The organism is Acidovorax sp. SUPP2825 (assembly GCF_030158995.1).
GTDB lineage: Bacteria > Pseudomonadota > Gammaproteobacteria > Burkholderiales > Burkholderiaceae_C > Paracidovorax.
In genome coordinates, this window is sequence record NZ_BQXK01000007.1 from 181,306 (window position 1) to 205,892 (window position 24,587).

Annotated in this window: 20 protein-coding genes; 18 read left to right on the plus strand and 2 right to left on the minus strand. The window is 64.1% G+C overall.

The window, feature by feature from the left end; all coding sequences use genetic code 11:
• Nucleotides 1-17 precede the first annotated feature (17 nt).
• Nucleotides 18-1,862, minus strand: a complete 1,845-nt coding sequence (locus tag AVAK2825_RS11295) for a hypothetical protein (protein ID WP_284398085.1) — start codon at nt 1,860-1,862, stop codon at nt 18-20.
• A gap of 232 nt (nt 1,863-2,094) precedes the next feature.
• On the opposite strand from AVAK2825_RS11295, the gene AVAK2825_RS11300 reads away from it, so the two are divergent.
• From AVAK2825_RS11300 to AVAK2825_RS11385, 18 genes are all read left to right on the plus strand, one after another.
• Nucleotides 2,095-3,837: a GspE/PulE family protein gene (locus tag AVAK2825_RS11300; protein WP_284398088.1), complete on the plus strand. Its 1,743-nt coding sequence runs from the start codon at nt 2,095-2,097 to the stop codon at nt 3,835-3,837.
• Nucleotides 3,830-5,104: a type II secretion system F family protein gene (locus AVAK2825_RS11305; RefSeq protein WP_284398091.1), complete on the plus strand. Its 1,275-nt coding sequence runs from the start codon at nt 3,830-3,832 to the stop codon at nt 5,102-5,104. Before AVAK2825_RS11300 ends, AVAK2825_RS11305 begins: the two co-directional genes overlap by 8 nt.
• A 28-nt stretch (nt 5,105-5,132) precedes the next feature.
• Nucleotides 5,133-5,588, plus strand: a complete 456-nt coding sequence (gspG, locus tag AVAK2825_RS11310) for a type II secretion system major pseudopilin GspG (protein ID WP_092745333.1) — start codon at nt 5,133-5,135, stop codon at nt 5,586-5,588.
• Between the two features lie 26 nt (nt 5,589-5,614).
• Nucleotides 5,615-6,061 carry a GspH/FimT family pseudopilin gene (locus tag AVAK2825_RS11315; RefSeq protein ID WP_284398095.1) on the plus strand — a complete coding sequence of 149 codons (447 nt, stop codon included), beginning with the start codon at nt 5,615-5,617 and terminating at the stop codon, nt 6,059-6,061.
• Nucleotides 6,061-6,465 carry a PulJ/GspJ family protein gene (locus AVAK2825_RS11320; RefSeq protein ID WP_284398397.1) on the plus strand — a complete coding sequence of 135 codons (405 nt, stop codon included), beginning with the start codon at nt 6,061-6,063 and terminating at the stop codon, nt 6,463-6,465. Before AVAK2825_RS11315 ends, AVAK2825_RS11320 begins: the two co-directional genes overlap by 1 nt.
• The gene (locus tag AVAK2825_RS11325; protein WP_284398097.1) at nt 6,465-7,145 is read left to right on the plus strand and encodes a prepilin-type N-terminal cleavage/methylation domain-containing protein; all 681 of its coding nucleotides are present in this window, start codon (nt 6,465-6,467) and stop codon (nt 7,143-7,145) included. The genes AVAK2825_RS11320 and AVAK2825_RS11325 overlap by 1 nt, the downstream gene beginning before the upstream one ends.
• A 44-nt stretch (nt 7,146-7,189) precedes the next feature.
• Entirely contained in the window at nt 7,190-8,008 is an 819-nt protein-coding gene (locus tag AVAK2825_RS11330; RefSeq protein ID WP_284398102.1) for a type II secretion system minor pseudopilin, read from the plus strand.
• 7 nt (nt 8,009-8,015) lie between these two features.
• Complete coding sequence (locus tag AVAK2825_RS11335) at nt 8,016-9,350, plus strand: PilN domain-containing protein (protein WP_284398106.1); 1,335 nt, start codon at nt 8,016-8,018, stop codon at nt 9,348-9,350.
• Nucleotides 9,347-9,907 (plus strand): type II secretion system protein GspM, encoded by a 561-nt coding sequence (gene gspM, locus AVAK2825_RS11340; RefSeq protein WP_284398109.1) that lies wholly within the window; start codon nt 9,347-9,349, stop codon nt 9,905-9,907. Before AVAK2825_RS11335 ends, gspM begins: the two co-directional genes overlap by 4 nt.
• A gap of 11 nt (nt 9,908-9,918) precedes the next feature.
• Entirely contained in the window at nt 9,919-10,512 is a 594-nt protein-coding gene (locus tag AVAK2825_RS11345) for a hypothetical protein (RefSeq protein WP_284398111.1), read from the plus strand.
• A gap of 50 nt (nt 10,513-10,562) precedes the next feature.
• Nucleotides 10,563-13,001, plus strand: coding sequence for a type II secretion system secretin GspD (gspD, locus tag AVAK2825_RS11350; protein WP_284398113.1), 2,439 nt, complete (start codon nt 10,563-10,565; stop codon nt 12,999-13,001).
• A gap of 49 nt (nt 13,002-13,050) precedes the next feature.
• Complete coding sequence (locus tag AVAK2825_RS11355) at nt 13,051-13,473, plus strand: hypothetical protein (RefSeq protein ID WP_284398115.1); 423 nt, start codon at nt 13,051-13,053, stop codon at nt 13,471-13,473.
• Between the two features lie 196 nt (nt 13,474-13,669).
• Nucleotides 13,670-15,292, plus strand: coding sequence for a cell surface protein (locus AVAK2825_RS11360; RefSeq protein WP_284398116.1), 1,623 nt, complete (start codon nt 13,670-13,672; stop codon nt 15,290-15,292).
• 97 nt (nt 15,293-15,389) lie between these two features.
• Nucleotides 15,390-16,295, plus strand: a complete 906-nt coding sequence (locus tag AVAK2825_RS11365; RefSeq protein WP_284398117.1) for a peptidylprolyl isomerase — start codon at nt 15,390-15,392, stop codon at nt 16,293-16,295.
• Between the two features lie 93 nt (nt 16,296-16,388).
• Entirely contained in the window at nt 16,389-17,189 is an 801-nt protein-coding gene (locus AVAK2825_RS11370) for an ABC transporter permease (RefSeq protein ID WP_284398121.1), read from the plus strand.
• A complete protein-coding gene (locus tag AVAK2825_RS11375; RefSeq protein WP_284398124.1) occupies nt 17,186-18,520 on the plus strand; it encodes an ABC transporter ATP-binding protein in 1,335 nt (444 codons plus the stop codon). The genes AVAK2825_RS11370 and AVAK2825_RS11375 overlap by 4 nt, the downstream gene beginning before the upstream one ends.
• A 181-nt stretch (nt 18,521-18,701) precedes the next feature.
• The gene (locus AVAK2825_RS11380; protein ID WP_284398126.1) at nt 18,702-19,592 is read left to right on the plus strand and encodes a class I SAM-dependent methyltransferase; all 891 of its coding nucleotides are present in this window, start codon (nt 18,702-18,704) and stop codon (nt 19,590-19,592) included.
• Between the two features lie 82 nt (nt 19,593-19,674).
• Entirely contained in the window at nt 19,675-20,532 is an 858-nt protein-coding gene (locus AVAK2825_RS11385; RefSeq protein WP_284398129.1) for an SAM-dependent methyltransferase, read from the plus strand.
• Between the two features lie 123 nt (nt 20,533-20,655).
• On the opposite strand, the gene AVAK2825_RS11390 is transcribed toward AVAK2825_RS11385, so the two are convergent.
• On the minus strand, nt 20,656-24,549 hold the full coding sequence (locus AVAK2825_RS11390) for a methyltransferase domain-containing protein (RefSeq protein WP_284398133.1): 3,894 nt from the start codon (nt 24,547-24,549) through the stop codon (nt 20,656-20,658).
• Between the last annotated feature and the right edge of the window lie 38 nt (nt 24,550-24,587).

Here is a 24,587-nt window from a genome sequence, read left to right on the forward strand (position 1 = left end):
GCCCGGTCCGCAGCGGCTCACGGGCCCTTGGGCTCCAGCGTCTGCTGCGTGGCCCGGTACAGGTGGTCGGAGCCGAACTTCGGGTTGTCCGGATCGAACGAGAACATGTTGTGCCCCCGGGGCACCAGCGCGCCATGCCAGCGCGGCTCGGCGAAGAACGAGAGAAAGTCCGCCCCCCGCTCTGCATGGGCATCGAACACGCGCTGCAGGGCGGTCGCGTCCATCGCCTTCAAGGGATGGAACTCGGTGATGCCGTAGCGGGTGTGGCCGCTGCGGCCCAGCCAGTCGAAGTAGGAATGCCCATAGGTCGGCTCGCCGTACAGGCTCACGCCCAGCCGGATGGAGCCCAGCGGCCGCAGCGATGCCTGGATCGCGAACTTGTTCTCGTCCCAGCCCGGGTTCGTGAACGGCACGATCTGGTGGGTGTAGCGGGGAACGTCCGCCAGGCACGAGCGTGCCACCTCGCCATCGAAATACCGCAGATAGTCGACCACCTGCTTCGCGCGAAAGGCATGCCACAGCGGCACGAGCGGGTTGTAGTAGTACGAGGACGCGTCCCGCGGCGTGTCGATGTGCGCCTGCACGCCGGGCCCGGTAGGCATGCTGGCCGGCAGCGCTGCCTGGGGCTGCGGCTGCGGCGTGCTCTGCTGCCGGTCCATGATGGCCACGTCGCGGCGGCCCAGGTGGGTGAGGGCGCCCGGCCGCGTTTCCAGGAAGATGTCCAACCGGTGCACCCCGGCCGGCAGGCGCCGGAAGTCCAGGTCCATGCGCCAGCCGGTGTTGGCATCGCCGAACTCCGGCTTGGCCGCCAGCACGTCCTGTCGCCCGAGCCGCACAGCGGTCTTGCCCACCAGGCGGCCGTTGCGGTAGATGTGGATCCAGGCGGGGTGTTCCGGGGTGGCTCCTTGCACATGCGCCCAGCCCGAAATGGGCAGGCTGCCCTGCGCGAACGCATCGATGTGCTCGGTGTAGCGGCGCAGCGGCTCGGTGCGGATGTCGCGGGACGGGGGCTCCACCTCGGAGAACGCGGCGTAGTCGCCGCCCACGGCACGGTTGAGCGCCTCGATGCGGCCGAATTCGGCCTGCAGGTGGCGCCGAAACCCTTCGATCGAGGCCGCGCTGTAGTCGGTCACCCGGTAGGCGCCATCGAAGCCCATGCCCGCCTGGAAATTGGGAAACAGGTGGTGCAGTTCCCCCAGCAGCGTGATGCCCCGGATCTTGGCGCGGTCCTGCGCCGGCAGCTGGCAGGCCGCGTCCAGCACGGCCTGCATGGCCTGGGCGCGCCGCTGCGTCAGGGTGTTGCGGGTGGTGGCGAACGTCCAGTTGAAGACTTTGGAGTCGTAATAGTCGTCGGTGCCCAATGCGCCATCCCGGGTGTGGCCCATGTTGGCCGGGTCGGAGGCCAGCGCGGCCTCGATCGGTGCCTCCGCCGAGAAATGCGTGGAGAACAGGTAGAGGATCGCCGGCCGGGGTGTGTCGCGCAACGTGCGCACCAGGCGCCCCACTTTTTCGTCGTCGATGCGCCAGTCCCCGTCCGCCGTCTGGTGGAAAAGACGCAGCAGCGGCACGGGCAGGGTGTAGCCCAGGGCTTCGCGGGGCGATGGCGGCGCTGTGGGCTGCAGCGTTTTCAGCGTGGATTCGATGAGCGCTGCGGCCGAGCCCTGCGGGCCCTGGCAGCGCTCGGCCAGGTCCTGCATCGCGGCCGGCAGGGTTTCGGGCGAGAGCACGCAGGGCTCGACGACACTGACCATCGGGGCCAGCAGCAGGCGATCCGCACGGAGCGGATGCGCAGGCGTATGCGGCTGGAGCAGCGCCAGGCCGCCCGCGCCGGCCAGAAGAACACCCAGGGCTGCGAGGGCCATGGAAACGTGCAGGGCAGTCCGTCGGGGAGGGTTTTGCATGGGCGGGGCGGGCAGTCGCATCAATTGATCGGGGGAGGCCCGCGACTTTAAGCGAAGGCCCAGCTGGTCCGCGGGGTGTGCGAAGGCCATGGCTTTGGCGGGAGTGGGCTCCAGGCCGTCGCGGCTACACTTGGGCCCCATTGCGCGCGCCCGAGGGCGCGCAACGCCGCTCGCGGCGCCATCCCACACCTCCATGACGACGAATACCCTTCCCGACCGCATCGAACCGCTGGCAGACGCGACGCCCGCGCCGCGTCCTCCGCTGGGAGAGCTGCTTGTCCAGTCGGGCAAGCTGAGCGCCCGCGACCTGGAGCGTGCCCTCTCCGCGCAGCAGGAAATGGGCGGACTGCTGGGCCGCGTGCTGGTTCGGCTGGGACTGGTGTCCGAGCTGGACGTGATCCAGTCGCTGTCGCGCCAGCTGGGGATATCCATCGTGCCGGCCGGCGAGTTTCCCGAACTCATGCCCGAGGTCGAGGGGCTGTTGCCGGAATTCCTGCACACCAACAGCGTGTATCCGCTGCAGGTCAGCGAAGGTCGCATGCACGTGGCGATGGCCGTTCCGCAGGATGCGTTCGTCGTCAAGGCGCTGCATCTGGCCACGGGCCATGTGATCGTTCCGCACCTGGCGCTGGACAGCGACATCGAGAAAGCCCTGTCCGAGCCCGTGGTGGAGCAGGGGGCCGAAGACGACGAGGCCGACGACGGCTTCGGCGATGGCTCCGATGGCGGCGACTTCGTCGAGCATCTGAAGGACCTGGCCAGCGAAGCGCCGGTCATCCGCCTGGTGAACGCCATCATCGGCCGCGTGATCGATCTGCGCGCCTCGGACATCCACCTGGAACCGTTCGACGACGGCCTGCACGTGCGCTACCGGGTGGACGGCGTGATCCATGCGGGCGAACTGGTTCCGCCGCGCCTGAGCGCCGCCGTGAACTCGCGGGTCAAGCTGCTGGCCCACCTGGACATCGCGGAGCGCCGCCTGCCGCAGGACGGCCGCATCAAGACGCGCGTCAAGGGCCGCGAGCTCGATCTGCGGGTGTCCACCGTGCCCACCGTGCACGGCGAAAGCGTGGTGATGCGGGTGCTGGACCGGGCGAGCGTGCGCCTGCAGCTGGAAACCATGGGTTTCGAAAAGGACACGCTGGAGCGGTTCAACAGCCTGCTCGCACGGCCCCACGGCATCTTGCTGGTCACCGGCCCGACGGGTTCGGGCAAGACGACCACGCTGTATGCGGCCTTGTCGAAGATCGATGCGGGGGCCAACAAGATCATCACGGTGGAAGACCCGGTCGAGTACCAGCTGGAAGGCATCAACCAGATCCAGGTGCATCCGCAGATCAACCTGACCTTCGCCAATGCGCTGCGCTCCATCCTGCGCCAGGACCCCGACATCATCATGATCGGCGAAATGCGCGACGGCGAGACCGCCCAGATCGCCGTGCAATCGGCGCTCACGGGGCACTTGGTGCTCTCCACCCTGCACACGAACACGGCCGCCGGCGCCGTGATCCGGATGAAGGACATGGGCGTGGAGGGCTACCTGATCACCTCCGCCGTCAACGGCGTGCTGGCCCAGCGCCTGGTGCGCACGCTGTGCGGCCAATGCAAGGAGCCTTTCGAGCCGGGCGAGGACGTGCGCCAGAGCACGGGGCTGGCGCGCTTCAGCGGCGTCGGCCAGGCCATCTACCGGGCCGTGGGGTGCGAGCACTGCCGAGGCTCCGGCTACCGGGGCCGGACCGGCATCCATGAACTGTTCGTGCTGGACGAGCCCATGCGCCGCGCCATCATCGAAGGCCGCGATGCCAACGCGCTCAATGCGCTGGCGGCGCAGGGCGGCATGCTCAACCTGTACGAGGACGGGCTGCGCAAGGTGGCCGCCGGCATGACCACGCTCGACGAACTCGCCCGTGTGACGCAGGACCAAGCCGATGCCTGATTACGTCTGGCGGGCCGCCGCCGCTTCGGGCAAGGTGGCCGAGGGCCGGCTCACGGCCATCAACGAAGCCCAGGCGCTCAAGCAACTGAGGGCGCAGGGTCTCACGCCATTGACCATCAGCGACTCGATCGGTGCTTCGGCCGGCGCGGGCGCCAGCAGTGCCATGGGCACCGCCTCCGCCAACGAGGCCATCGGGGCCGCTGCCGTGCCCAAGGGGCGCAGCGGCAAGGGGCCGGTCAAGGCGGCCGATGTGCTCGCGCTCACCTCCGAGCTGTCCATCATGCTGCGGGCCGGACTGGCCCTGGACAACGCGTTGCGCGTGCTCATCGACATGAGCTACAAGCCCAGCATGGCCGAACTGCTGCAAGGCATTCTGGACGCGGTCAAGGGCGGCACGCCGCTCAGCCGCGCCTTGTCGCAGCACCGCGAGCTGTTCGGCGATTTCTACATCAACATGATCCGCTCGGGCGAGGCCAGCGGCCAGATGTCGTCGGTGCTGGAGCGGCTCGTGGAGCACATGGAACGGCAGCGCGCGCTGCGCGACAGTGTCATCTCCGCCACGATCTACCCCGCGATTCTGTTGGGCGTGGCCGTGCTGTCGCTCATCGCCATGCTGGGTTTCGTGGTGCCGCAGTTCGAAAAACTGTTCACCGACATGGGCGATGCGCTCCCGATGCCGACCCAGATCGTCATGGCGCTGGGCCACGCCTTCACGCGCTACGGCCTGTTCATCGGCATCGTGGCGTTGGGCTTGGGCCTGATGGTGCGCCGCTGGGCGGCCTCCCCCGCCGGTCGCCAATGGTGGCAGGCGCGGCTGCTGAAGCTGCCGCTCATGGGCCGCCTGGCGCTGAAGTACCAGCTCACGCTGTTCTCGCGCTCCCTGGGCACCCTGCTCGGCAATGGCGTGCCCATGCTGACGGCCCTGCACATCGCGACCGAAACCGTCAGCAACACGGTCTTGCAGCAGGCCCTGTCCCGTGTCGCTCCCATCGTGAAAGAAGGGGGTAAGGTTGTCCAGGCCGTTGCCGCGACGGGCATCTTCGAACCGCTGGCGATCAACCTGATCCGGGTGGGCGAGGAAACCGGCCGCATCGGTCAGATGATGCTCGAGCTGTCCAATATATTGAACCGGGAAGTCGAAACCGGTATCAAACGCCTTCTCACGCTGGTGGAGCCGGTGCTCATTCTGGTGCTGGGTATTTTGATCGCCGCCATCATTGTTTCCATCCTTCTCGGGATCCTGTCCATCAATGACCTCGCCGTATAATTTTTGTTTGTCCAAGGAGTCCTCTTCCATGGCGCATTCCCGTGCTGGCCGCTCCTGTGGCACCCCTATGCAACGCAAATCCGCCCGCGGCTTCACCCTCATCGAACTGTTGGTCGTTCTGGCCATCCTGACGCTGCTGGCAGGCCTCGTCGGCCCCCGTGTGCTGAACCAACTGGGCGGCGCCAAGGCCAAGACGGCCGGCGTGCAGATCGCCGACCTGGACAAATCGCTTGAGTTGTTCAAGCTCGATGTGGGCCGCTATCCTTCGACCGAAGAAGGTCTGGAGGCGCTGGTGAAGCGCCCCGGCTCAGTGAACGGCTGGACAGGCCCTTACCTCAAGGGCGGCGTGCCTTCGGACCCTTGGGGCCATCCGTACCGCTATGCCAACCCGGGCCCGAACGGCGGCATCGAGATCCTGTCGCTCGGCTCCGACGGCGCCCCTGGCGGTGAAGGCGAAGCGGCCGACATCCGCAACACGCCCTGATCGCCTGCATCCCCAGGCGTCCTGCCATGCGGCGCGAGCGCGGCTTTACGCTGGTCGAGTTGCTGGTCGTGTTCGCGATCCTGGCGCTCGTGATCGGCCTCGCACCGCTGGCCTTCGATCGGCTGCGGGATTCGGCGCAGTACCGTGACACGGTCCGCACGATGATCAGCCAGATGCGAGCCGCCCGTGTCACCGCCATGGCGGAAGGGCGGGAGGTCCGCTTCTCCGTGGACTTGAAAAACCGCATGTATGGCAACGACTCTGCCTTGAAGCCGTTGCCGCAGCCGTTGCAGTTGCGTGCCATCGTGGCCGGCACCGAATTGAATGCGCAGAGCCAGGTGGCCATCCGTTTCCTGCCGGGTGGCGGCGCCACGGGCGGCAGCATCGAAATCCTGAGGGCGCCCGGCATCGGCACCCGGCTGAGGGTGGACTGGCTGTCGGGGCGCGTGACGCAAGAGGCCCTCACCCGATGATGCGGGGCCTGCATCGCCGACAGCGGGGCTTGACCTTGCTGGAGTTGCTGGTGGCCTTCGCCATCATGGCGTTGTCGCTCGGCATGCTTTACCGCGCCATGGGCAGCAGCGCGCGCAGCGTTGCGGACGTGGATCGGTATCAACGCGCAGTGGTGCTGGCCGAGTCGCTGCTTGCCCTGCGCGACGCCATACCCGAACAGGGATTGAACCAGTCGGGGGAGTCCGCCGGCTACCAGTGGCGCATCACCACTGCGCCCTATGCGACGGAGTTCAAAGGACCGACCATTCCGCCTTTGCACGAGTTGAACATCGTCATCTCCTGGTCGGACGGTGTGCGCCTGCGCAACTTCGAATTGAGTACCTTGCGGCCACAGCGCAAGCCGCCCGAGCCGGGGCGTGGATGATGAAGCGGTTGCCCGAAGGCTCGAAGGCGCCGCGCCAGCACGGCTTCACCTTGGTGGAGCTGCTGGTGGTCATCACCTTGCTGTCGCTCGTGATGCTGGCCCTGGGGTCCGCATTGCGTACCACGGCACAAACGGAAGAGAGGGTGGATCGCCGGATGCTGCGGACCGATGAACTGCGGGTGGCCAACGGGTTTCTGCGCTCGGTGCTGGGCCGGGTGTCTCTGCAAAAGCGGGCGGCGGTCGTCTCCATCGACGAAAGCCCGTACTTTTTCATCGGGCTGCCCGAGGAGATGGCTTGGGTGGGGGTGATGCCAGCCCGTTACGGTGTAGGTGGGCGCTACCATTTTCGATTGGGCGTGCTGGACCAGGCATCGGGGCCTGCTTTGGTATTGCGGTACTTGCCTTGGATCGATGGAGGCGTGGCGCCGGATTGGAGCCAGGCCGCCAGCTACGTGCTGGTGGATGGGGTGACCGGCTTTTCACTTCGGTACGAAGACGCCAACGAGGAGCCTCCTGTCTGGGGTGCTCCCTGGAAGGCGGTTGATCGGCTGCCTCAACGGGTTTCGATCGCGATCCGGACCTCCGCAGGCGTTTGGCCGGACATCGTCATTCCGATGCGCGTTCTGCCAGCCAGCGATCCGGCCAGCGACGGAGCCACTTTTGGCGGGAGCCGCTCGTGAATCAGTGCAAGCCAGGTAAGCACCGTAACAAGAAACAGCGCGGCATGGCGCTGTTGGCCGTGCTCTGGATGGTCGCTGCCCTCACCATCATCGTGTCTGGCCTGACACGGTCCATCAGGGAAGAGGCGCGCGTCATGTCCTTGTCCCGCCAGAATGTCCAGGCCCAAGCGCTGGGCGATGCCGCGATTCAACTGGCATTGCAGGCCCTGGTGGCCAGCAACACCCCCCTGGCCCGCACCCGGCAGGCACAGATCGACTATCGCGGGGTCACGATGCAGGTCCAGGCCATGCCTTTGAACGGCTTGATCGACATCAATGGTGCGCCTGTTGCCTTGCTGGCGAGGCTCTTTTCCGTTGCGGGCGAAATGCCTGCAGAGGCGGCCCAGGGGCTCGCTCAAGCCACGGTGGAAATGCGTGAGCGGCGTGATCCACGCGGCGTGCCGCAGCGTTTCGAATCGGAAGAAGACCTGCTCAAGGTGCCCGGGGTGGACTACACCCTCTATGCTAGACTTTCGCCGCTCATCACTGCAGATCTTCGAGGGCGAGGCTTGGTCAATCCGATGGCTGCGCCCATGGAAGTGTTGACTGTCCTTGCCGGAGGAAACGCTGCAGTCGCCATGCGCATCGTAGCGGACCGGGATGCCGGGGCTGAAGGCATCGACACCACGGCCCTGGAGGCCGCATTTTTAGATAACTCGACGGTTCGGCGGCTGCGAATCCAGGCAAGGGTTCCCATGCCGGACGGTGTTTGGTTGCGCGTATCGCGCAGCATCGATTTCAACGCACGTGCGAAGGGCGGTTTGCCGTGGCAGACCTTCCGTGCCAGTTCAGGCGTTGAGCCCGTGATACGTAAAAACTCCTGAGCCACCCATGCCTTCCATTTCCTCCGATGCCCGTTTCCTGGGAGTCGACTTGCACGCGCTCTGGCGTGATGTCCGCAGCCCCTGGCAGGGCATGCATGCGTGGCCGCTGTTCTCCTGGCTGACGCCGTCCGCGCCGGTCGTGCTGCTCCATCCCGAGGACGGTCTCTCTTTTTGGCTGGGGGACGAAAAGCAGTCTAAGGTGGCGGGCCCGGTCAAGGCCAGCTTCACCGCCGTTGAGCTGCCTGAAGAATTCGTGCTTCGCAGGATGCTGACCTTGCCGCCCATGGCTGAATCGGACATCGCCAAGGCCGGTGCTCTGGAAGTGCGTGCCATCAGTCCCTTTCCCGAGGCGGATCTGGTGTGGGGCTATCGCTTGGTCGAAGGCTCCACGGGCAGTTCCCGAATCGAGCTGGCCTTGGCATCTCGCAAGCAGGTCGCCCAATACCTCGCCTCCCAGGCCGCTCGCCTTGGCGGCGTGTCAAACCCGGAAGTCTGGGTGCGCAGCAATCAACAGCGCCCCATCGTGCTTGGTGGCTATGGTGAAGGCTTGCGCCATGCGCATGCACTGAGATGGAGGCGTGCGGGCTATGGGCTTTTGCTCTCGATGGCCGTACTGGCCATGATCATTGCGGTGACCCCTACGCTCCAATTGCGTGAGCGCGCGATCGAGGCGGCGCAGAGCTACCAGGATGCGGCCAAGCGCACGGCCCCGGTCGTCGCCAAGCGGGATGCGCTCATGCAATCGGCAGAAAAGCTCGGAATGCTGTCGGAAGTGCTTGCCACGCGCATTGAGCCTTTGCGTGTGCTGGACAAGCTGACCCAACTGCTGCCGGACGATACCTATCTGCAGAGTTTTCGCATGCAAGGCGCCAAAGTGACCATCGTGGGAATGACCGGAAATGCGGCCGCCCTGATGCAGGTGCTGGGCAATGAGCCGGGGTTGCGAGAGGTCCGTGCCCCATCCGCTGCCACCCGGATGGGAAATTCCCCTAAGGAAACGTTTGCCATTGAATTCACGCTGGATCCTCAGTTTTTCGGGGTGGTAGGAAGTGCGGCCACAGGCAAGGCCGCAGTGCCCTCCGCTGGGGCCGTGACGCCGGTCCTTGCCTCGGGGGGCGTTGCCAGCGCTGCCGCCTCGGGCGCCAGCGTGGCCGGAGTGCCTGTCGCCCCCGCTTCGTTGCCCGCCAATTCATCCTCCAGCGCAGTCGCACCGCCGCCGGCCAGTGCCGCTCCATCGGCCGGTGGCGCTGCCTTTGGCGGATCGGTCGCCACATTCGGCGGCCGTACCACCACTGCGCCTGCATTGCCCGCTTCTTCGCCTGCGAACCGTACCAAGCCATGAAACGCATTTCATCCCGTGAGGGGCTGATCCTCGCCTGTACCCTGGCTCTGGTGATCCTTCCCCTGGTCATGTTGGGCTGGTACATCGCTGAAAAGCACCAAGGTGCCGAATCTCAACTGGCGCAAATGGAGCCGCGCTATGCGCGGCTTCTGGGGTTGGAGTCGCAGCGGACGGATATTGAAGCCGTGCTTGCGCAGGCCAATGCAGCAAGAACGCAGTACATCTATCCGGCATCCCAGGATGCCAACCAGACTGGCAACGCGGCCCAGCAGCGGATCCGGGATATCTTCAGCGCGGCGGGCTTGCAGGTGATCAGTAGCCAGGTGCTGCCTGCCAAGGACGAGAAGGGCTTTGATCGCATTCCGCTGACGGTGCGGACCGAGGGCGAAATGCTGGCCCTGCAAAGTGCACTGGCTGTTCTGACCAGTCAAATGCCCATCATCGTCATCAATGATCTGGACATTCAGCTTCAGGGCGGCTATGCCAACTCGGATCCCAAGGTCGCCCCCCGGCTGTCGGCGCAGTTCGGCCTCAGCGTATTGCGGGAGCGCACATGAAGCGGTATGCCTTGCATCTGCTGCTGCTGGCCAATGCAGCGTTGCTGATTCTTCTGGCATGGATGTGGGTTGCACCGGATGGAAGCGTTCGCAATGTGCATTGGCAAGAACCAACGCCACACCGCACGGATTTTGCTGCCATGCTTCCTGCATTGCCAGGGGTGACCAATGCAGACACCGGTCAGTTCATTGCGATGCTGGATCGCCCATTGTTTGCTTTCACGCGCAGGCCCCCTCCACCGCCTCCGCCGCCCAAGGCCGCCGAGGAAGTGCAGGTCGACAACCTCAGCACCGCCCGCCTGTCAGGTGTCTTTGTCGGCGATGGCGCGGGAGGCATCATCATCGAAGTGGCGGGCAAGCACCGCCGTGCACGCTTGAATGACAACATCGAAGGGTGGACGCTCCAGTCCATCAACGGTCGCAATGTCACCTTCATCAAGGGTGACCAAAGCCGTGTTCTGCAGCTGCCTCGTGCGGCCGTTACTTCGTATACGGGCATGGCTCCAGCAGCACCGGTCAGCGCTCCCACATCGATCGGACGAGGGGCGGTTCAACCTCCAGCCCGGTCCGCCCCCCCTCGCGCAACATTTGGCGGTCGTTCTTAATGAACGTGCCTCTTATCTGTTCGTTTCTCCCCGTTTCCAGGCAAGCAGTCATGACCCCTTACCGACACGCACTCACCGCTATTGCGCTGGCCACTTGTCAATTGGCCATAGCCCAGTCGCAGCAGTCCGCACCCGCAACCGGTAGCAGCAACCTCGTCACGGAGTCGAGCGGTGCAGTGATGCCGAGCTCTGCATCTGATTCGTCCGCCAATGCGGCGTCGAAGAAGGCGGACAAGCCTTCCGCAGAGGGCGAGCTTCCTGCAGCAGAGCCGCGCTTCATCATCGGAAACGATCGTGTGATCGCCCCGGCCAAGCCGGTGGCTGCCGTACAAGGCGCTCCGTTGTCCTTCAATTTCGAAGAGGCGCCGGTGGCAGAGGTGGTGCGTACCATTTTGGGAGATATCCTCAAGACGGACTACGTACTTCACCCGCCGTTGAGCGGAACGGTGACGTTGGCGACACGCACGCCCATTGCGCCGGATCAGGCAGTTTTCCTGCTGGAGAGTTCCTTGCAGGCCAACGGACTCGCCATGTTGCGCGATGCCCGCGGCACTTATCACGTCGGGCGGCCTGATGCATTGCGGAGCATTGGCGGGTCCGTGCGCCAGGTAGGCAACGGTCCTTTGCCCCCGGGCTCGGGCGCCATCATCGTGCCGTTGCAATACATCGGTGCGAGCGAAATGGCTTCCATCCTTCGGCCGATGATGCCCCCCGATGCCGTCGTGCGGGTAGACAACGTGCGCAATCTGCTGATTCTGAGTGGCACACGTACCCAGGCCGAGGGGTGGCTTGATCTGGTGAACACCTTTGACATCGACCTGCTCAAAGGCATGTCGGTTGGAGTGTTCCCATTGAAGCATGCGTCGATCAAGGAAGTGGAAACCGCGCTGCGTCTGGTCAGTGGAGGTGGAAGCGCTCCGTCAACTTCTTCTGCTGCAGGAGGTGCTGTCGCCACCGGAACGCCTGGTGCAGCCCAAGCCAATGCGGCAGGAGCGGCACAGGCAATGTTGGGGGAGGGCAATCCTCTTTTTGGCGCTTTACGCATCATGCCCATCGAGCGACTCAACAGCATTTTGGTGGTGACCCCGCGTGCTTCCTACCTGGAAGAGGCTCGGCGCTGGATCGAGAAGCTGGACCAGCCGAGTGACAACGGGTCTGAGCCCCAACTGTTTATTTATCAGGTTCAAAACGTCAACGCCAAGCATCTTGCAAGCGTGCTCAGCGGAATTTTTGGTGGGCAGGCCGGTGGATCTACCGTCGCTAACAGTGGTGTAGCGCCTGGATTCGGAACTGCGACCGGCAATTCTTTTGGTCAGCAACAAAGTGGCTTTAGCGGGATCGGCAATACTTTTAGTGGTGGAGGATCCAGCTATCAAGGTGGCACCGGTAGCAGCGTAAGGTCTTCTGGCTTGACGGGTAGCAGCTTTTCCGGAGGGGGAGGCAGTGCGTTTGGCAACCGCGGCGGTACTAACTCTCAGGGTGCGCAGCAGCAAGGAGTGCTCAGTGCCAACTTGGGAAGCGTTCGCGTGATGGCCGATGAGCTGAACAATTCGGTGCTTATTTGGGGCACCCGTTCAGAGTACGCAAAGATTGAAGCTGCTTTAAAGAGGCTTGATCTGCCTCCAACGCAGGTGTTGATTGAGGCCAGCATCATAGAAGTGACGTTGAACGATGACCTCCAGTACGGTTTGCAATGGGCGTTCAACAACAGTCGCAATGGGTATACCGGCCAAGGGATTGTGAGTGGGCTCAATCCCACCACGGTCACTCCAACGACCCTTTTGGGTGGGGCCTCTCGAGGCTTCTCTTATGTACTCAGCAGTTCCACCGGCGTACAGGCTGTGCTTACCGCTCTGGCTGACAAATCGCTTTTGAAGGTGATTTCCAGTCCCTCTTTGATGGTGTTGGACAATCACACTGCTTCGATCAATGTAGGCAATCAGGAGCCGGTCAGCACCACTACAGTCAATTTTGTTGACAATGTCAATGCTTCCACAAGCTCTGTTCAGTACAAGGACACAGGGGTCAACCTTGTCGTTACGCCATCTGTGAACGCTGGCAACATCGTGAATATGCAAGTGGACCAGACAGTCACCGATCTGGGCGCCAACCGAACCAATGCCAACAATCAACCCGCCTTTTTACAAAGACAGATCAGCAGCAAGGTGGCCGTTCGCTCTGGCGAAACCATCGTGCTTGGTGGTTTGATCAAGGACAACAGCACCGTTGGTAAAGCTGGAGTCCCTCTGCTGCAAGACATTCCTGTGCTCGGGAATCTCTTCGGAACCAATAGCAATACTAGTGTTAGGACGGAATTGTTGATTGTGCTCACACCACGCGTGGTGCGTACTGACGTTGACATTCGTGAAGTGAGCGAAGACTTGCGTGACCGCATGAAGGGATTGCGGGTCATTGAGCTCAAGGAGCGAGGGGCTACGACCCCCCCCGTTTCCCCGCAAGCGCCGGTGCAACCTGCCCAACCGAATTGAGTCAGAAAAGTCCCATCACTCTAGATTGTTAATAGGAGATCAAACAACCATGAATCAAAACATCGTCCCTGGCCGTCGGATGAGAGCCCTTTTGCTGGCTGCTGGTGTACTTGCATTGTCAGGTTGCGCGGCCTTCAAGCCGTCTACCCCGGAGCAGATCGTCGAACAACGGGCGAAAGAGTACTGGCAGGCTCGTGTGGCGGGTCAATTCGAGAAGGCTTACGCTCTGTCCACGCCCGCCTACCGCAAAACCAGGACGGCAGATCAATTCAGGATGCAGTTCGGTGCAGGCGTCGCCATCAAGAGCGTGGAAGTCACAAAGGTCACTTGCGAGAGTGAAAAATGCATCACTCAGGTGAAATTAGGCGTCCAGCCTGCGATGGTGGGGGCGAAGCTTGGTACGATCGACAGCTATCTGGACGAAACATGGCTCCTTGAAGACGGCCAATGGTGGCACTACCAAGATCTTTGAGAGCTGTCTTGGAAGCCGTTTGCAAGCAGTTTGCGAAGCAAGATTCACCCAGCCGCAGACGGTGTTGCATTTCCTCAACAACAGGTTTTGTTACAACGGTTCCGTTGTACAACACGTCAGAGCGCTGTGCTACCATCCCTTAGCGTAATCAATCGTGGTAGTTGCGCTTACCAACTTTTTAACTGGAGTTCTTGATATGAGAAAAAATGTTCTGGCCCTGAGCATTGCTGCCATGATTGGTGGCCTGGGCTTTGCTGGCGCCGCATCTGCTGATGTGGTCGTTGGTACGGCTCCGCTGAAGGCGACGACCGCTACGACGATGTCGTTCGCGGAAGGCGGCGTGGGTCATGCACTGCTGGTTCCTTACTTCAACGCTCAAAACGGCAACATGACCGTGATGCACGTTGTGAACACCGACACCTCCAACGGCAAGGCCGTGAAGGTTCGTTTCCGCGGCGCCCTGAACTCCGACGACATTCTTGACTTCCAAGTCTTCATGTCGCCTGGTGACGTGTGGACTGCTGCCGTGACGGCTGGCTCCGATGGCGTGGCACAAATTGTGACTGCTGACGGTACCTGCACGTTGCCTGCGCTGGCCAAGGGTGTGAACCAACGTTTCGTGACCGACCGTCTGAATCCTGGTATTTCCGAAGCCGACAAGGCCAACAACACGCGTGAAGGCTACGTTGAAATCTTCAACATGGCTGACATTCCTCAGCAACTGGCTGGCACGACCACGGCCAACCCCCTGTACACGGCTATCAAGCACGTGAACGGCGTTGCACCTTGCACGTCTTCCGTCCTGAACGCTACGCTGACCAACCTCACGACGCCTGCCGCCGTGGCTGCAGCTGGTTTCGATACGCCTTCGACCGGCCTGTTGGGCGACTGGTACATCATCAACGTTGCTCAAACGACGACGTTCTCGGGTGGCGCTACCGCGATCCGTGCTGAAAACAATGGCGCTCAAGCCATTGCCAACTTCGTGCACTTCCCGCAATCGGCCAGCGCTGCACCTACGCCTGACACGTACACGGCTGACCCGCTGTTCCGTACGGTGAACGTGTTCACCACGGGTACGACGGCTCCTACGACCGTGCCAGCAATCGCTGCTGCGAACTACGACCTGCCCGACATGTCGACGCCTTACGTGACGGCTCCTAGCGCAACGGCTCCTCTGACGCAAGCTCGCTTGCTGACGAACGCCCTGGCTGTGACGTCGATCGCTAACCAGTACGCTAACGACACGAGCATCTCCGCCAAGACGGACTGGGTGTTCTCCATGCCTACCCGCCGTTACAACGTGGCGTCTAACTACGCTGCTGCTCAAACCGGTGGCAATGCTGCTCAAGTTCGCTACTTCTCCGACCTGATCGCCACCGGCAACGGTGTTGCTGACGAGCGTTTCAACCCAGCTAACACGTCGCTGGCTACCACCGGTGGTGCCATCTGCGTGAGCTCGACGGGCCAAGCGTTCTTCGACCGCGAAGAAACCACGACCACGACCGGCGCTGTGTTCTCGCCTGGTTCCATCACGCAGACCCGTTTCTGCGGCGAAACCAGCGTGCTGAGCTTCCGCGATGGCGGTACCTCTGTGCTGGGCGCTTCGGTGGCTCGTCAAGATCTGTCGAGCGGTTCGTTCACCAACGGCTGGAGCCGCGTGGATGTGCCTAACACGGTGGCTGGCCAATCCCTGGGTCTGCCAATCCTGGGCGCTTCGTTCATCAAGCTGTCGAACCCCAGCGCTGCGGCTGGCACGTCCGGTACCTACGGTATCACGTGGCCCCACCGCTTCACGTTCCCTACGGTTACTCCGTAATTCGTGCGGCACTTTTCACAGTAATGTGAACCAAAAAAGGCGGGGGCAACCCCGCCTTTTTTTTTAATGCTTTTTTGATGGAGTGTTGGATTTGCACATGATTCGCTCAACCTATCGCCTGCTTGCCTTGGCAGCACTTTCCGCAACCGCTCTTTCGGTCCATGCACAAACTCCGGTGCTGATTCAGGGGCCGAAAGTCGCGATCGATACGCTGGACATTCAAGCGGACTCTCTGCGCATGCCTCCCGAGATGCGCGACACCGTTCTGGCACGTCCTCAGACCGTCACGCAGATTGCCTCTAACCTGTACGCACGCCGGGTGATGGCCGCACGGGCCGAAACGGAAGGGGTGGAGAAGGACCCAGAGGTTGCAGCAGCCCTGAAGATTGCACGGGACAAAGTGCTGTCAGATGCTTACATCGCAAAAATCGACAAGCAAAGCACGCCGAACGATGTCGCAGCCGAAGGCATGGCGCGAGACATCTACAAGGCCAAGCCTGAGCGTTTCAAGGTGCCGGAACAAGTTCGGGTGAGGCACATTCTTGTCGAGGGTTCCGACGCGAATTCTCGTGCACAGATCGAAAAAATCATGCAGGAGCTCAAAGCCGGTACAGACTTCGCCAAGCTGGCCCAAGAGCGTTCCGCGGACAAGGGCTCTGCCGAAAAGGGTGGAGACTTGGGCGCCTTCGAGCGTGGCCGTATGGCACCACAATTCGATGAAGCCGCTTTTGCGTTGACCAAGCCCGGTCAGCTCAGCGATGTCGTCGAGACCCAGTTCGGGTTTCACATCCTCAAGCTCGAAGAACGCATTCCTGCGCGCACCCGGGCGTTCAGCGAAGTTCGTGAAGAGTTGATGAACGAAGTGCGCAACAACGTTCGCCAGGAGGCGCGTGTTGCCGAAGCGCAGAAGATGCAGAAAGAAGCAAAGATCGATGCCTCCGCTATCGCTTCTTACTCCCAGTCTTACGCGGCAAAAATTCCGCCCACTAAGATCGCTCCCTGAAGCTCCACGTTGGTGGAGGTGAAGCAAGTGCCCTTTCGGGTACTTGCTTCTTTTATTTCTGGTGGACCGACTGCCATCCTCTGAACAAGCTGCATGCAAACTTTGTGGAATGAATGGCGCGCGATCTGGAGCGCGCGCTCTCTGGTGTGGGTTCTGGTGCAACGCGAGGTGGCCGCGCGCCACGCAGGCACTGCTGTCGGCGTGCTTTGGCCCTATCTTCAGCCCCTGCTGACGGTGGCTGCCTACTATCTTGTCTTCGACGTGGTCTTTTCCATGCGTTTGGGAGAAGGCGCGCCGACACATGCCGTGGGCACGTTCCTGGTCGTGGGTGCGCTGCCCTGGATGGCTTTCTGCGATGCGGTGTCGCGTGGCATGAACAGCCTCATCGAGGCGGGCAGCATGCTGCAGAAAAACCCGCTTCCCCCGGTGCTGTTCACGACCCGCTCAGTGCTGGCGAGCGCGGTGATTTTCGGGCCGCTCCTGTGTCTTGTGGCGCTGGTGTACACGCCGCTGCACGGGTTCCGCCCTGCCATGCTGGCGATGGTGCCTCTCATGGCCCTGCAGTTGGTTCTTTGCGTGCTGCTGGGTTACCTGCTGGCCATCCTGGCAGCGGCACTGAGAGACACCGTTCAGATCGTCGGCTTCCTGCTGTCCGTGGGGATCTATCTCACGCCCATTCTTTTCCCCTTGACGATGTTCCCGGCCAACTGGCGCTGGGTGCTTTGGCTCAATCCCATGACGGCCCTGGTGATCGGCTACCAGCAAGTGCTGTTGCAGGGCAATTGGCCACCGATGGGTGTGTGGGTGGCGGGCGTGGTCTGGCTCGTCGTCCTGGCGCTGGCTTTGAACACTTTGGTCAAACGCAGCCGTGATCAGTTGGTGGACTGGCTATGACGATGATCGAACGCACCTCCGAGACCGTTCTGAAAGTGCAGGACGTTGGCAAGGAGTACAAGCTCTACACCTCTCCCCGCCAGCGGCTCAAGTCCTTGATCACCGGGCGATCGGCGCACCGCAGCCATTGGGCCCTGAAGGGCGTGTCCTTCGAGCTGCAGCGCGGCCAGTGCATCGGCGTCATCGGCGACAACGGCGCGGGCAAGAGCTCGCTGCTCAAGCTGCTGGCCGGCACGCTGCAGCCCTCCACGGGCTTGATCGAGCGGGTGGGCCGGGTTACCGCCATTCTGGAGCTGGGCGCGGGTTTCCACCCCGACTTCAGCGGCCGCGACAACCTGTACTTCGGCGGCAGCCTGATCGGCATCGACCGCGAAGAGATGGAGCGGCTGGAGCCGGAGATCATCGAATTCTGCGAGCTGGGCGAGGCGCTGGATCGGCCGGTCAAGACCTACTCTTCGGGCATGTCGGTCCGGCTGGCCTTCGCGTTGGTGACCGCGGTGCAGCCCGACGTGCTGATCATCGACGAAGCCCTGGCGGTGGGCGATCAGCATTTCCAGAAGAAATGCGTGGACCGGATCATGGCGTTCCGCAATGCCGGCTGCACGATCCTGTTCTGCTCGCACAGCCCGTACCACATCCGCCATCTGTGCGATCTGGCGCTTTGGCTGGACGGGGGGCGCGTCAAGCAGTTCGGCCTGACGGAGCCCGTGCTGGGCGCCTATGACGTGCACTCCCGCCTGCGCAATGCAGAGAGCCAGCACCACGCGGCAGCGGGGCAGGAGGGTGCCAGCGATGCGCCCGCGCCCGACAACGGCGCTCCGCTGGACGACGGCGAAGCCGCCTCCAAGGTTTCGGGCGCCGAGGCGGCTTCCGCCGCCGGCCGCCGGCAGCGCAATGGCAATGCCCCGGCCCGCGACGATGGCTCCGCCCGCATTCTCTCGGTGGAGATCCAGAACCTGGGTGAGCCGCAGGACGGCGGCTACGGCCGGCTGTCCGGCAAAGACCTGGTCGCCCACATCACCGTGCGCGGCCGGGGGAGCGAGCGGCCCAATGTCGGCTTCATGATCGAGCAGTCCAAAGGGGTCGGCATCACGTCGCTGGCCACCCACGAAGAGGGTGCGGCGCCCGTGTCGCTGGGCGATGGACTGTGGCGCTCGGTGCTGACGTTTCCCGGCCTGCCGCTGCACAGCGGGGACTACGTGATCAGTGCCTTCCTCTTCGACGAGAGCGGCTTGGTGGTGTACGACGAGTGGTTCCAGTTCCTGAACTTCAACTGGGTCGCACCGACCCTCATGCCGGGGCTGGTGAAATTGCCGCACCACTGGGGGTGAGCGTGCCGGCCGGCCCACTGCAGGGCGCTTGCGTTCTGCCGCCGTGGACGGCCGGAATCTACCTCCAGTGAGATGCTATATTTTTAATAGCTTAATGCCCTAGTAGAATATGCGCTGGAGCCATTTTTTGCCAATGGCGGTTTTCCGCCTTTCGGCATGAATTTTCCCGGCCCTTGACCCCATGAATGATCTGACCGCCCCTCCTCAAAAGGCCTCCGACTGGCTGGCCCTCGGAATCCAGCACCTCGAGCGCGACGAGCGCGTCCTGGCCGCAGAGGCTCTGCGCCATGCCTTGCAGGACCGCGAAACGCGCCTCACCGCCCACCAGCTCATCGAGCAGCACACGTTGCCGGGCGCCTTCTCCCAGATGATGGGGCTGAATTGCGAGATCGCGCGCGCCGACGACATCTTCCGTTTCTTCGAGGGCCATCCCTCCAGCACCAACCCCCTGCGGGACTATCTCGCGGACGGCTGGCGCACGCTGTCCGAGCTGATGACGCTGCTGGAGGCCGTGGACCGGCCTTTGCTCAAGACCCCGCGGTTCATGGAATTCGCGAGCGGGCACGGCCGCTTCACGCGGCACCTGGTGAAGGCGCTGGGCGCGGACCGGGTGACGGTGTCCGACGTCGTGCCGGACGCCATGGCGTTCGCGCAGCGCACTTTCGGCGTGCGGAGCGTGCTGTCTTCCACGGTGCCGGAAAGCCTGGTGTGGGATCAGCAGTACGACGTGGTGTTCGTGCTGTCGCTGTTCAGCCACCTGCCGCGCCGCACCTGGGCCCGCTGGCTGCAGTGCCTGTACGACGGCGTGGCACCTGGAGGGGTTCTGGTGTTCTCCACCCATGGCTTGAAAGCGGCGGCGCACGACAGCGTTGCGCTGGACGAGGACGGTTTCTTCTTCGCTCCCTCCAGCGAATCCCAGGCCATCGACGTGCAGGAATACGGCACCGCGTTCACGTCCGAGGACTTCGTTCTCGCGCGCATCGCGGAGACGGTGGGTGCGGACAAGCTCGTTCATCGCTCGCTGGTGCATTTCTGGAACCACCAGGATGCCTATGTGCTCGCCAAGCCCTGAGCGCAGGGTGTGGTGGGCTTGACCCCCTTCCTGGCACCGAGCCTTCTGACTGATTGAAATCCCGCGACAGGCGTTTTTCTCCATGACCACTCTGTTCGATCGCATCCAGCAACGATTTTGGGGACCGCCCCAGTGGGATGCCGAGCGCATTTCCGACGAGTGGTTCCGGGCGCACTTCCACTATGCGGCCGACGTGGTCCAGCATTGGCTGGGTTCGGCGCTGGATGTGAAGACGGCGCGGCTGCTCAACTTCGGCTGCGGCGACGGCATCACCGACCTGGCGCTGGCCCTGCGCCACGGAGCGACGTCGATCCATGGCATCGATATCCGGCAGGAGTACGCCAAGCTGCCGCGCATCGCGAAGGAGCAGCTGGGCCTTCGCCGCGTGCCGAAGGCCCTGAGCTTCGAGACCATCGCACCCGCCACGCCGCTGGCGGGCCGGCGGCCGGTGGACGGGATTTTCAGCTGGTCCACGTTCGAGCATGTGAGCCAGGACCAACTCGAACCCATCGCCCGCGACCTGTACGCGGCGCTCAATCCCGGGGGCGTGTTCTTCCTGCAGATCGAGCCGCTGTATTTTTCTCCCTATGGCTCGCACCTGCGGCGCTATGACGAGGTGCCCTGGCACCACCTGCTGGTGAGCGATGACGAGCTGTGGGCCATCATCCAGGCGCACGAAGGGCCGATCGATGGCGCCGAACGTGATTTCGGCTTCGACGACTTCGGTGTCGAGGGGTACAAGCAATTCGTCTTCAACGAGTACAAGGCGTTGAACCGGCTGACAGCGGACGAGCTGGTGGCCTTGATGACCCGGGCGGGCTTCCACGTCATCCGCCAGGAGCGGCGCAGCGTGCAGATGGACATTCCAGCAGCCCTGCACGGCCAATACCCGGACGAACTGCTGCTCAACAACGAGATCTTTCTGCTGCTGGGCAAATAGGGCCCGGATCGACCTTCGCCGCCATCCATCGCACGAGGGCGCCGACGGGTCTTCCGAAAACAAAAAGGGCTGCCGGAGAGGGCAGCCCTTTTTCGTTCCGGCGCCGCGCGGCGCGAAGCCGGCTCAGGCTTGCAACCAGTTCTTGACCCGGCGTTGCCACTGCGCCGGGATGCGCCGTGCAACGCCGCGCAGCACCGGCAGCGAGCGCAGATAGACCACCGCCGACAGCATGCCCGACTTGGCAGCGGCGCTGGGCGTGGCCTGGGGCAGGTAGGGCTGCAGGTCGGCCAGGGTCATGGGGGGCAGGGCGTTGGCGGGCGCGATGTCTGCCAGGTAATCGGTTGCATAGCGGAACGGAGCAGAGGATTCGTGCGGCACGGGTGCTTGCGGCTGCGCCTCGGCCAGGGCCGGGGCCTCGCCCTGGGCGAAGTGCCGGTCGCGGACCTCGGTGAACCAGGCCAGCCATTGGGCGGGCGTGGCATCCCAGGGGTGCACCCAGCTCCAGGGCCGGCCCGCCAGCCGCTCGGCGAAGGCGCCGATGTCGGGCACGACCACCGGCAGGCCGGCCAGCAGCGCGGCGCTCAGGGTGTAGCTGTAGGTCTCCGGCCACTGGGCGGGGAACCAGACCAGGTCCGGCTCCAGCCATTGCAGCAGGCCGGGCAGGTCCTTTTCTTCGTACTCGCCATGGATGGTCAGGCGGGCGCGGGGCTGTGTCTGAAGGTGGCGGTAGCCGTAGCCGATCAGGTGGAAATCCACGAGGGCGTTGCGGCGGGCCGCCTCGGCGGCCACGGCTTCCAGCACGTCCGCGCCCTTGATGGCGCTCAGGGCACCGATCACCACCACCCGCAGCCGTTGGCCAGGCTGCAGCGTGCGCGGCGCGGGCAGCGGCAGCGCCGCGCTGTCGGGCAGATCGGTGTGCGGCACGGCGTGCACGTGCGCCGCCGGCGCGAAGCCGGCGATGCGCCGCGCCGTGTCGTGGCTGGGCGCCAGCACCCGGCGTGCGCCGGTGAGCAGGCGCGCATTCGCGCCACGCCATTCGGCGACGGTGCCGCCCAGGGGGGAATGCATTTCTGGCGTGCAGCACTTGCATTGCCCGGGACCGATCTCGCCGGCGTACCGGTTGGTCGTGTCGGTCATCGAGATGTGCGTGCAATAGCTGTAGTAGTCGTGCGCGGTGAAGTCGTAGGGCACATCCAGCAGGTGCGGGATATTGCGCACTTCCTGGCCGTGGCCCAGCAGGTGGTGGAAGTGCACCTGCCGCACGCCCAACTGCCGCAGCACGCCGAGCAGGTCGTCGTACTGGTCGTTCAGGCGGAAGGTGAGCTCGAAGCCCTCGTCCTGCCCCGCCATGCGCAGCCGCACGCTGTGCCCGGGCGCGGGCGTGAGGGTCAGGAAGGTGGCCTGGTCCGCCAGGCGCACCGCCAGTTCGCGCACATGCCGGACCGTGCCACCGGCCCGGTCGTGCAGCACGGCGAGCACGGCCGGCACGCCGGCCTCGGCGATGCGGGCCACGTCGAGCGCCAGGCGGTAGGGCTGCGCCGGATCGGCCTGCACGAACGCGTGCACGTCGCGCTCGTAGCGCGGATGCAGGCGGCGCAGGGTTTCCATGGCCGCGAGTTCGCGCGGGCTCTTGCTGTCGCCGAAGCTGACCCCGCCGGTGTGCAGCACGAAGGTGTCCAGCAGGTGCAGGTTGCGCCAGCCGGCCGCGTGCGCGCGTTGGCAGAAATCGTTTTCCTCGCCGTAGCCCTTGCCGAAGTGCTCGGTATCGAACAGGCCCAGCTGCACCAGGCAATCGCGCCGGATGTACATGCAAAAGCCGACGCCCGTGGGCACGTCCACGACCGCGCCCGGGTTGGTCCTGGCGCACAGCGCGTCCAGACGGGCCGTGTCGTAGCCGGGCGGCAGGTCGTTGTCCTTGCAAAAGCGCGGGTAGCTGCAGATGGTGGCGTTGTTGGAGAACGGGGTGACCGAGGCCACCTTGGCGTCGCCGTAGGCGGCATTGCGGATGCGGTCGAGCCAGTCGTTGGCGACCTCCGTGTCGCTGTTGAGCAGCAGCACGTCGTTGCTGCCGCTCAGCGCCATGCCGCGGTTGACGGTGCCGACGAAGCCGAGGTTCTCCTCGTTCTCCAGCAGCACGATGCGCTCGTCCTGCGTGGCCCGCTCGCGCAGCCACGCGGTGACTTCGGGTTCGGGGCTGGCGTCGTTGATGACGATGAGGCGGTAGGGCGTGGCGCACGGGCTGGCCAGCACGGAATCGACGCACATCTGTGTGTCGGCCAGGCCCCGGTAGACGGGCACGATCACATCCACGGGGTGCGGCGGCGGCGTGACCTGCACGGGCCCCTGCGTTGCCGCCGCTGCGGCGGCATGCTTGGGCGCACGGCCCAGAAGGCGGTCCACGCGCATCTTGGTGTGGACAAGGGGGCGGGTCGCGCGGAACACGGTGGAGTTTTCGATCGTTTTCAAGTGGTGGGCGAGGGCGCCGTAGTCGTGCTGCAGGCGGCCCAGTTCATGCTGCAGGCGGGTGGCGTTGCGCTGGAACTGGGCGGATTCCTGCTGCAGGTCGGCCCGCTGGCGCAGCAGCGTCTGGGTGCTGTCCTTGAGCGTGGCGTTGTGTTCCTGCAAGGCCTGATTGGTGTACTCCAGGGTGCGCTTGTCGCCCTCGAGCACTTCCTTTTGCTCGCCCAAAGCGCGCTTTTCCAGTTCGAGCGCCTCGCGGGTCTGGTTCAGCCGTTGCTCGGCCTCGTGCCGGGCCCGGGCAGCGTCCTTTTCCAGCATGGCGATGCGGTCCTGCAAGGGGAACACGGCGCCCGACAGCGTCAGGTAGTCGGCGGACATGGGCCATCCCAGGTCGATGTCCAGTGCGGCCCCGGGGCCGGCGTGGGCGGCCAGTACATCCCGGGGGATCGGCAGCTCCAGCCAGGGGTCGTCCCCGGTGAGCAGCAGCAGGGTGGCGGGGGAGGCAGCCGGCATGGGCTGCTCCCACACGATCTGGCTGTGGGGCGAGCGGGCCAGCAGCGAACGCGATGCAGTGTCGGCCTGCCACGTCCACACCGCATCGCCCTGGGCATTGCGCAGGGTGATGCCGTGCAGGTGCATGAAGCCGGGGCGGTCCGCCGGGTCGAGCCTCAGGTTGGTGAGGGGGCTGGGCGTCTCGGGCAGGGCGAAGCGCACTGTCTGTCGTTCGTGGCCGATGATGCCGGTGGCGGTCAGCTTGCGGTCTTCGGCGTATTCGCCGTTCTGGCCCAGGTAGAGCTGGGCCGTGAACAGGGCATGGGCTTCCTCCGGGTCCGGCGTGCCGCTCTGGTCCAGGGCGATGGCCTGGGCGACAGGCTGCGCCGCGGCGATGAACTGGTAGGTCATGGCATCGGGTGTGCCGAGCAGATGGCGCGACACGGCCGGTGGCAGCAGGTCGAAGGCGGCCTTGAACTCCGATTCAGGCACCTCGCGGCGCACGGTGTCGATCTGGTCGACGGCCCAGCGCTGCTCGCCCAGGAACCGTCCCAGCGACCGCCGGGTGAAGAAGCGAAGGTGGGTGCGGTCCAGCAGGCCTTCCTCGCGGTAGCGGAATTCGCCCTGCAGCAATTCGGCCACCAGGCCGCAGTAGCCGGCGTTGGGTACCGAAATCAGCAGTTGACCACCGTTTGCCAGCAGCTCACGACACTGGGTCAGGATGCCCTCCGGGCGGCGCAGGTGCTCGAGCACGTCGGCACACACGATGTAGTCGTAGCGCTGGCCGGTAAAAAGGGTAACCAGATCGCATGTCTCCAGATCGGACACTTCCACGCGCCGGTAGTGGGGGCGGGCGTGTTCGGCCTCGGCTTCGCTGAGCGTCACGCCATCGCTGGTGCAGCCCCGGGTCTCTGCCAGATATTGCCCGAGTGCGCCGCTGCCGCAGCCCAGGTCGAGCACCGTGGATCCCTCGCGGACAAGGCTCGCCAGCACGGAAAGGGAGGTGCGTTCGTCTTGCTTGATGGTGCGCAGATAGACGTGCAAATCCTCGATTGTTTGGGTCATCCCCGGATTATGACGGGCGCATGGCAGCGGCCCGCCTG